This is a genomic window from Roseovarius sp. (genome assembly GCF_048262375.1).
Lineage (GTDB): Bacteria > Pseudomonadota > Alphaproteobacteria > Rhodobacterales > Rhodobacteraceae > Roseovarius.
The window spans coordinates 1-8,698 of sequence record NZ_JBLXFE010000051.1 but is presented as its reverse complement, the minus strand read 5'-3'; the positions used below and the strand labels follow the sequence as shown (position 1 = coordinate 8,698).

The 8,698-nt window shown below is 59.1% G+C and carries 9 protein-coding genes; 4 read left to right on the top strand and 5 right to left on the bottom strand.

Features of this window, described 5'->3' with window-relative positions:
• Positions 1-288: 288 nt before the first annotated feature.
• Together ACN0SW_RS19965 and ACN0SW_RS19960 are read right to left on the bottom strand one after the other, a co-directional pair.
• The gene (locus tag ACN0SW_RS19965; RefSeq protein ID WP_417729653.1) at positions 289-1,422 is read right to left on the bottom strand and encodes a HigA family addiction module antitoxin; all 1,134 of its coding nucleotides are present in this window, start codon (positions 1,420-1,422) and stop codon (positions 289-291) included.
• Positions 1,422-1,739, bottom strand: a complete 318-nt coding sequence (locus tag ACN0SW_RS19960) for a hypothetical protein (protein ID WP_085638630.1) — start codon at positions 1,737-1,739, stop codon at positions 1,422-1,424. Before ACN0SW_RS19960 ends, ACN0SW_RS19965 begins: the two co-directional genes overlap by 1 nt.
• A gap of 144 nt (positions 1,740-1,883) precedes the next feature.
• On the opposite strand from ACN0SW_RS19960, the gene ACN0SW_RS19955 reads away from it, so the two are divergent.
• The 4 genes from ACN0SW_RS19955 to ACN0SW_RS19940 are packed head-to-tail and all read left to right on the top strand — an operon-like array spanning position 1,884 to position 3,973.
• Positions 1,884-2,141 carry a DUF2188 domain-containing protein gene (locus ACN0SW_RS19955; protein WP_417729652.1) on the top strand — a complete coding sequence of 86 codons (258 nt, stop codon included), beginning with the start codon at positions 1,884-1,886 and terminating at the stop codon, positions 2,139-2,141.
• Positions 2,142-2,150: 9 nt separating this feature from the next.
• On the top strand, positions 2,151-2,411 hold the full coding sequence (locus tag ACN0SW_RS19950) for a multiubiquitin domain-containing protein (protein ID WP_085638637.1): 261 nt from the start codon (positions 2,151-2,153) through the stop codon (positions 2,409-2,411).
• Positions 2,386-3,576 (top strand): ThiF family adenylyltransferase, encoded by a 1,191-nt coding sequence (locus tag ACN0SW_RS19945; RefSeq protein WP_417729651.1) that lies wholly within the window; start codon positions 2,386-2,388, stop codon positions 3,574-3,576. The genes ACN0SW_RS19950 and ACN0SW_RS19945 overlap by 26 nt, the downstream gene beginning before the upstream one ends.
• Before the next feature lie 28 nt (positions 3,577-3,604).
• Complete coding sequence (locus ACN0SW_RS19940) at positions 3,605-3,973, top strand: DUF6527 family protein (protein WP_408607519.1); 369 nt, start codon at positions 3,605-3,607, stop codon at positions 3,971-3,973.
• A 281-nt stretch (positions 3,974-4,254) separates the two neighbouring features.
• On the opposite strand, the gene ACN0SW_RS19935 is transcribed toward ACN0SW_RS19940, so the two are convergent.
• The 3 genes from ACN0SW_RS19935 to ACN0SW_RS19925 form a co-directional block, all read right to left on the bottom strand.
• Positions 4,255-4,983 (bottom strand): DUF736 family protein, encoded by a 729-nt coding sequence (locus ACN0SW_RS19935; RefSeq protein WP_417729650.1) that lies wholly within the window; start codon positions 4,981-4,983, stop codon positions 4,255-4,257.
• Positions 4,984-5,107: 124 nt separating this feature from the next.
• A complete protein-coding gene (locus ACN0SW_RS19930) occupies positions 5,108-5,413 on the bottom strand; it encodes a hypothetical protein (protein WP_417729649.1) in 306 nt (101 codons plus the stop codon).
• 14 nt (positions 5,414-5,427) lie between these two features.
• On the bottom strand, positions 5,428-8,698 hold a 3,271-nt coding region (locus tag ACN0SW_RS19925), incomplete at its 5' end, for a strawberry notch family protein (protein ID WP_417729648.1).

The window sequence follows — 8,698 nt, the reverse complement described above, 5'->3', positions numbered from 1 at the left end:
GATCGTTTTGGCCTCAGGCCAAAACAGACCAGAGCGCAATCCGACGGAGCGGCCGGGGAGGGACGTGCTCGGGAGGCGGGCAAACCGGGATGCCGGGTGCAACGCCGCGGTGAGGCCGCATGGCCGAATGCGCGACGGACCGAAGGGCCGTTCTCCCCTGCGACACGCGAAGCCGAGCTGGGGAGGCTGGAGGCAGAGTTTCGCCGTTGTTGCAAAGGCAAAAGCTTTGATAATTCAAAGCAGACCTTCGCCCCTCTGGACTCGAAGCCTCGCAGGCTACCACTATGTTCAGCTGAGTGGAGTCGCGAATTCCACCTTCCGCTTGAGCTTTGTTAGCTGTGTTCCCTGAGGAACTACTTTCTCGTGTTGAAGGCGCGCAAGAAGCAACCCGGGCGCGACACAGTGTTGACTTGCAAATCTCTTAAATTCCTTTTGCGTGATGTGGACGTCTCTCGGGCCATAGGAGGCCTTGAACTCATCAACAATTGTCCGCGGGACAAGTTTTTCAGCAGAATAGCGATCTGCTTCTTTCTCTATATCGCGACCGCCAGTGCCAGAATCATTCTCGTCCAAAAAGACCGATTTCTTGCTGTGCTCGAGGATATGACAAGCTTCGTGAAAGAATGAGAACCAGACGTTAGATTCTCTTTTCAGACGGTCACTTACAGCGATAACTGCCTTATCTTTGGTTGCCCAATACGCAGCGCCTCGGAGACCAGTTTTTGCGACCGATGGAACGAGCGCAACCGCAACGCCAACGTTCGCACAAGATGAAACAAGTTCCTGAGCAATCGTGTCCCACGGGCTTAGTGTGAGCTCTCGGATCTCGGTAAGTAGCGACCTAAACTCGACTTCCGAATATGTTGATGTCTCGATTCTGTCAGCTGCAACTTCAGCACAGCGGAGCCAAACCGCGACACCAAATGGATCAATCTTGTTATGGTTCTGCTGCTTGAAACGAGAAAGATCGAGACGTTCTTGCCAGTGATGCTCCCAAGCAGAAATACTGCTTACGCCGAAGGCCCTGAGAATACGATCCACCCGATCGGCCAAGGCTGGTCGTTTGTCCAACAGCTTTAACTTCAACATTTCATCAATTGGGAACTTATCTGCCCAGGAAACAGCCGATCTCTGGGATTCAGCCTCCACCTCACGCGAACGGGCTTTTGACAACTGGTGTTTGGCTTCTAAGGCGAGCCAAAAACCGGCACCTTCACCTAAAACTCTTTCGAACTGAATTGCTGTTTCCGGTGTAATGGCAACTTTCCCAGATATGATTTCGCTTATCGCCTTGGTGGGGCGCCCGGTTCTTCGGGCGAAATCGACAATCTTGATACCTCGCTCATCAAGAATTCTACGCAGATATTCACCCGGGAGCCTTGGTTCGTAGTCAGGGCGAAATTGAACATTCTGACTTGCCATTACACGGTTCCTCCCACGGAAATGACGCTTATCCTGTCGATGTCGTGCAACTGTTGCCCTTCGAAAAATGACTGAGGTCGGAAGAGCACTTGTCCATTACCGGCTTTCCCCACCGAGAATGACGGCGGCAGGTCTTCGGCGACCTGCCTTCGCAACACCGGTGGAGATTCACTCAGGTCGGCAAGCGTTGGTGCGGCGTCCAAGAAAAAAAGCAGATCTTTCACCCTATCAGCCGATTCGATGCCCAATGCTAAGATGAGCTGCCGTCCACTGTTGCACATTGCACCGATGGATGGCGTCTCAAACCCGACCTGCATGCCGCATCCTCATCACAGCTGGCGCTTGATCGCCTTATTTTCATAACGCAAAGCGTAGTCATTTCCGCAGCTTCTGTCAAAATTTTTTTAATAACTCATCGCGTTATGATTTTTTCTTGACCACCCCGCGCTTCCTAGGCAGAAATGATAACACGAAGCGTATCGAAAAAAGGACAATACATGTCAAAGCGCATCCACGTTGTACCGCATGTTTCCGGCTGGGCGGCTCGGCGTGAGGGTTCGTCCCGAGTTGGCTCGACCCACCCCACTCAAGCCGCTGCAATCGAAGCTGCCCGCACGACCGCAATACGCGAAAGGGGCGAAGTCATCATTCACCGGCCGAACGGAAAAATCCGTGACGCTAACTCCTACGGCAACGATCCGTACCCACCCAAAGGCTAGGAGCGGAAAATGGGTATCATGAAAGACAACAAAACCGTCACCATCGTGGTTGAAGGCACTCCTCATGAGTGGCCGAAGAACGGCGAAATTACTTACACCCAGCTCGTCGCGCTGGAGTTTCCTGATTTCGAGCAACACCCCGAAACGACATATTCGATCAAGTATACCAAGGGGCAGGGGAACAAGCCGGAGGGCGTCCTGGTCGCTGGCGGCTCGGTGAAAGTCAAAGAAGGGATGATCTTCAATGTCTCGTCAACTGGCCAGTCATAATGACGATATCCGACGCCTGATCGAGAAGGGGTTCGCGGTCAGCGAGGACAGTAACTATCTCGTCGTTCGCGATATCCCTTACCTTGACGCAAATCTTGAGCTAGCGACCGGTGCATTCGTTGCAACGCTGGTTGCCATCGACGAGCACAGGGTTCGGCAGGATGACCACCAGGTCTGGTTTGCGGGTGGGGTTCCTCACGGGCTTGACGCCAAACCGATCCCGAACCTCGGGGGTGGTCCCTGCTCTCTCCATCTCGGCCCTGCGGCTTCCGATGTCGTCGTGGAGCGGCGATTTTCCAACAAGCCATTGGTAGCCCAACGGTTTGCCGATTTCTTCGAAAAGATTGAGAGTTACACCAATATCATCGCGGGGCCCGCGATGGAGCGCTACGGCGCATCGCCCTACACTTTTCGACTATCGGACGAAGCTGCCAAGGATCCGATTTTCAAGTTTCGTGACACTTTGACAAGCCGGGGGGAGCTTACCGACCTGATCACCTGCTTCGACGATGAAGTTGTTGCTGTGATCGGCCTAGGAGGAACAGGCAGCTATGTTCTGGACTTCATGGTGAAGACACCCGTCGCTGAAATTCGTGCATTCGATGCAGATCGATTCCACGTACACAACGCCTTTCGATCACCAGGACATGTCGACCCTTCGGAGTTCGACAAGACGAAGGCCGAAGTCAGCCTCGCCCGGTACAGCAACTTCCGCTACGGGCTCTCAGCCAAACCGACTTACATAGACGGTTCTTCGGAAGACGAGCTAAGCGGTGTCACATTCGCATTCGTTTGCGTCGACAAGGGCGCGGCACGTGCCGAGATCTTCCGGGCACTGGTGGAACGAAAAATTCCGTTCATTGACGTTGGAATGGGATTGAAAAGGAAGGATCAAGGTTTGGGTGGTATGGTCCGCGTCACCTATTTTCCATCCGAACACAGCGAAGAAGTGATGCGAAAGTCACACGCGCCTCTGCAAGATGATCCTGAAGACCTATACCGTGCGAGAGTTCAGATCGGTGAGTTGAACGCCTTGAATGCTGCTCTTGCAGTGATGCGCTACAAGCAACTGCGCGGGTTCTACAAGGACGTGTCCGATTGGGAGAATCTTCTGTTCGATACGACGGACTTGAAGAGCGTCGGGGTGTCGACCCGTGAAGATTGAACACTTTTCGCTACAATCTGTCCGGTACATGCCAAAGCTGCTGGAACCAGGCATTCTTTATGTGTCGGAGGAGTTCCATACCGCTGCCCACCTTTGTGCCTGTGGGTGCGGGCAGAAGGTCCGAACACCCCTTGGCCCCACTGAGTGGAGCGTCAGAGCAGCCTCGCGTGGACCGACCCTTCGCCCTTCTGTCGGAAACTGGCAACTGCCCTGCAAGTCCCATTACTTGATCACGAATGGAAGCGTCCAATGGTCCAATCAGTGGACCGAAAAGCAGATCCGGGCGGGGCAAGAAAGGGAACATGAGAGGCGCTCTGCCTACTATGAAGCGCGTAGGCCAAGGGTATCTTGGTGGCGACAGTTGCTAAACTTTGTGCGCAAAATGCTCGGTCTTTGATGGAAGGGGGTTTGCACGCTTTCCGAAGGCAGCAATTGGGATGGCCATCTTGCGGGCCTTGTCGGCTGGGTTGTCCTGGAAATCGATGCAAGAAAAGACAACGGCGCCAATCGACATAGAATCTAACATCCGGTCGTAGTGCGAGAATGGCATTGGCTAGTCTGCGGAGATCTGGCCGTGATCATGGTAGATTGAACTTATTGCCAAGCTGACACGACAAAAGGGGAACCGTGTCCCCACGGTTCCCCATACCATTCCTGCACCGAAGATTCTCGCCCGACTCAGGCCACCAGCGACAGCCCCGCGCCTGCATCCCGCGGCTGCTCGCCACTGTCGATGAACGGGATGACCGAGAAGGTCTTGCCGCCGCGCTGTTCCTCGTTCTGCACCGCGTTGACGCGCAGATCGCCGTCGGGCGTGTTGATCAGCAGCGACAGGTAGTTGTTGCCGGTCCGGCTGCTCTTCGCCATCCAGGCCGAGCCGACGCGGATCGGCTTGCCACGCGGCGAGCTGACCTCGATCCGGTAGTCGGGATGGGTTTCTTCCGACTTGAACTCATTCTCGATCAGCATGAAGTCGAGGTCGAACATCATGTTGGCAATATAGCCGGCGAAGGCGTTGTCGGCGTCCATCGCGGTCAGCTCACCCGAGATCGAACCGGATTTCATGATGCCGTTCGAGACCAAAGGGATGATCTCGAATTCCCCGCTCTTGCCCGCGCGCGCTTCTTTCGTCTGCACGGCGTTGACCCGGAACGGGCCGAGGCCGACATCGATCTGCATCGAGATGTAGGGGTTGCCGCTGGTATTGCCGGTTTCGTTCCAAGCCGTGCCGATGCGCACCTTGCGGCCCGACTTGTTGACCGCAGTCACGTCGAAATCCGGGCTGCGCTCGGACATCTTCGGGCGCGTCTCAAGCTGGATAGCGATGTCGAAACGAGTCGAGTGGATCATGCCCGAGTACTGGGCGATTGCGGTTTCATCGTTGCGGGTCAGGATTCCTGCGAACATGGGAGAGTTCCTTCTGATTTGGCCGGTGCCTGACGTCCTTGCCAGAGCATCCGGGATTGCTTTCTCGACCCCTCATGGGATCGCAAAACAGAAAGCTCGCTTTCCTTTCTTGCCCTCCCCTCGGTCAAAGCTGCCGTCCGAGTGGTTGTGCCGCCTCTCCGCCGGGCGCGACGCCCCTCCCCTGCTCGTCAGGTACCGGGTGGCCTCGCCGTTTGGGACCGTTGCAATCCTCCGATTTCGCGATGAAGAACTCCGCTTCATCCCCGTTCAACCTTTGCCCACTCCGGTCGGTCAGGCCGATGGTGCTTCCGTTAGGCGGAAACGTGATCAGGTATTGGCCGAGGCTGTCCTTGTGCACGCGGTACCCAGTGTTGGCCCAATGAACCGTCTGATCTGCATCCACAGCGGCTTTGATCTCTTCGAGTGTCATGATCGCCTCCTTGCCTATTCTGCTGCCACCCGGGCCGATTCCTGTCCGGCGTCCGTCCCCGTTCCAACAATCCGGGCGAGAATGGCCGCCGTGTCGACCCCGTCCCCATGCGGCAGGAACACCCGCAGCTGGAAGGCGATGATCTCAGTGAAGCAGCCGAGAGCCTTGAGGCCGTCGATCATGCCCTTGTCGGCACCGCCCAGCTCGAGGCGCATCTCGCCAGCGACCCGGCGGCGGGTCAGGGTCAGGCCGCGGCCAAGATCGACCGGCGCGGTGGTGCCGAGCGCAGCGGTCAGCATCTCGTCCAGCGTTTGCGGGTCGGAGACGAGGAAGCGAGCACGCAACGCTGCCGCCCCTTCCTCGCTCAGCGTGCGCCCGATCATGGCGGTCGCCCCATCGGGCGTGACCCGGTAGATGCGCTCGTTGGTGGTCGGGATGTCCTTCCAGATCGGCAGCAAGAGCCCGGTCAGCAGGTAGAGCTTGGTCGTAGTGGTTTTTGGAAGGTCAGCGGCCTCGGCATCCCAAAGCCGCGCAAACTCCGGCATTCCGATCTCTTCCCAGGCTGAGGACTCGAACCGCATCTCCTCGAGGTAACTCGACCCGTTTGGCCGCACCGCCTTACGCATCAGCGTGACAATGTCCTCGTCATACATCTGCATAGGGAGCGCCGAGATGAGCGCCGCGCGTTCCGAAGCACGGTTAACCATCGGTAGCTTGTCGGGATTGCGCGACATGGCCTCTTTGGCGTCCAGGACATGGACCGGGTCCGTCACCTCGAGCCCGATGATCCGCGTCACGGCGCCGGATTTCGGGCAGGCCCAGAGATCCTCCGTGGAGACCTGCGCGATCTTTTCGCCACGCAGGGTTTCCACCCCGAGATCGAGCGTGCCCGCCGCGCGCGCCCGTTCCGTCTGATCAGCGATCCTCGCCATGAACTCGGCAAAGAGCGCGTTCTGCATGTGGATGGGCAGCGCCAACACCCGATTCAGAAACCGCTGGATCGGCGGCAGCTCTTCGAGCAGCACACCGTCCTTGTCGATCAGCCGCAGAGCGGTCCAGTCGGTGAAGCTCTCGTAGCTCATCGCCTCGGCGTGCCCAGCGGCAAGATCGGCGAAATACCCACGCAGCGCCGCCCGCGCGATCGGGCTTTCGAGATTGTCATCCTCCCGGAACATGCCTTGCGAGCCGGTCTCGCGCTGGCCTTTGGTGAGGGCCCCGAGCTGATCGAGGCGTTTCGCGATCGTCGAGGTGAAGCGCTTCTCGCCATGCACATCTGAGGTGCAGACCCGGAAGAAAGGCGCGCTGACCTGGGCAGAGCGATGCGTGCGGCCGAGCCCCTGGATGGCCGCATCGGCGCGCCAGCCGGGCTCCAGCAAGTAGTGCCGCCGCCGTTTCTGGTTCCTTGCTGTTTGCGCCGCATGGTAGGAGCGCCCCGTCCCGCCCGCGTCAGAAAAGATCAGGATATCCTTCTCGCCATCCATGAATGCTTGGGTCTCGGAGGAATTGCTGCTGGCGGCGCGCTTCTCGATGAAAAGATGACCATCCTCGGCCTTGAGGGGCCGGATGGACCGTCCCGTGACCTCTGCGACGGCCTCGTCGCCAAAGGCCCAGAGGATCTGGTCGAGCGCCGAAGCGATTGGGGCCAGCGTCATCAGCTCCATCATGGCCGCATCGCGCAGGGCGAGCGCCTCGCGCGAGACAACAAGCGCGCCGGTCTCGTCCCTGAGCGGCTCGGCCACCATATTGCCGTCGATCTCGACCAGCTTTTGCGCGTGGATCGGGAAGGCCTGTTCGAGGTAGCCCAGAACATAATCGCGCGGTGTCAAGGCACCCTCGACGAGCTCATCGTCCGGATCCATGGTCTCAAGTCGCCGCTTCAAAAGGCTCTCACCCGTCGAGACCACCTGGATGACGCAAGCGTGGCCCGCCGCGAGGTCATCCGCGATGGCGTGGATGATGCTTGGAGCCTTCATGCCCATCAGGAGATGGTTGAAGAAGCGCTGCTTGGTGCTTTCAAACCGGGACTTGGCCGAGGCGCGTGCGGCCGAGGCATTGGTCTCCCCCGAGGCATCGTTGACACCGGTTGCCGTCAGTGCCGCCTCGAGATTGTGGTGGATCGTCCGAAACGCACCTGCATAGGCGTCGTAGATCTCGATCTGGGCCGGGGTGAGCGCATGTTCCAGCACGTCATACTCCACCCCATCGAAGCTGAGGGCGCGCGCCGTGTAGAGCCCGAGCGTCTTGAGATCACGCGCGACCACCTCCATGGCGGCAACACCACCCGCCTCCATCGCCGAGACGAAACTCTCGCGGCTCGCGAAGGGGTATTCGGGCCCCTGCCCCCAGAGCCCCAACCGCGCCGCATAGGCCAGGTTGTGCACGCTCGTGGCGCCCGTGGCCGAGATGTAGAAGACGCGGGCACGCGGGGCGGCAAGTTGCAGCCGGAGGCCAGCAAGGCCCTGCTGGGAGGGTTTGACCCCCCTGCCCTGCTCGGACCCGGCCGCGTTCTGCATGGCATGGGCCTCGTCGAAAGCCAGCACGCCCTCAAAGTCGTCGCCCATCCAGCCAAGGATTTGGTTCAACCGCGTGGTGCCGCATTTGCCCGCCGAGCGCAGCGTGGCGTAGGTCACAAAGAGGATGCCGTCGCCCATCGGGATGGGCTGGTCCGGTTTCCATTTGGAGAGCGGGTGGATGTCGGCGGGCGAGCCGCCGAGATCGGTCCAGTCGCGGATCGCGTCCTCGATAAGCGTGGCGGATTTCGAGACCCAGATCGCCTTCCTGCGGCCGGCCAGCCAGTTCACGAGGATGAGCCCTGCGCATTCGCGGCCCTTGCCGCAACCGGTGCCGTCGCCGAGGAAATACCCAAGGCGATAGGCACGTGCCTCCGGGCCATCATCTGCGCGCGTCAGCTTGGTCTGGTCATCATCGATGGTAAACCGCCCCGGCAGGTCGCGCCCATGGGCATCATGCGCCATGACGATGGTTTCGAGCTGCGCCTCGGAGAGGTGTCCTTCCTCGATGAGCCTGGCAGGCAGGCGCAGTTCCGCACTGACCGTATCCGAGGGCACGGGCGGCGCCACGGAAGCCATGGCGATGCTCTCGACCAGCGGCGTGGGATGTTCCTGCGCACCCGCGATCTCGATCCGCTGCGGACGGTAGCGCGCATATATGTCCGAGACGGGCGTGTTGTCGCGCGGAGCCTCAAGGCTTGTGAAAGTGAGCGGTATGGCGGCGTTGGTCTGAGCGTTGGACGCCGCAACTCTGGCAACTGGGCGCTTGCGAGTG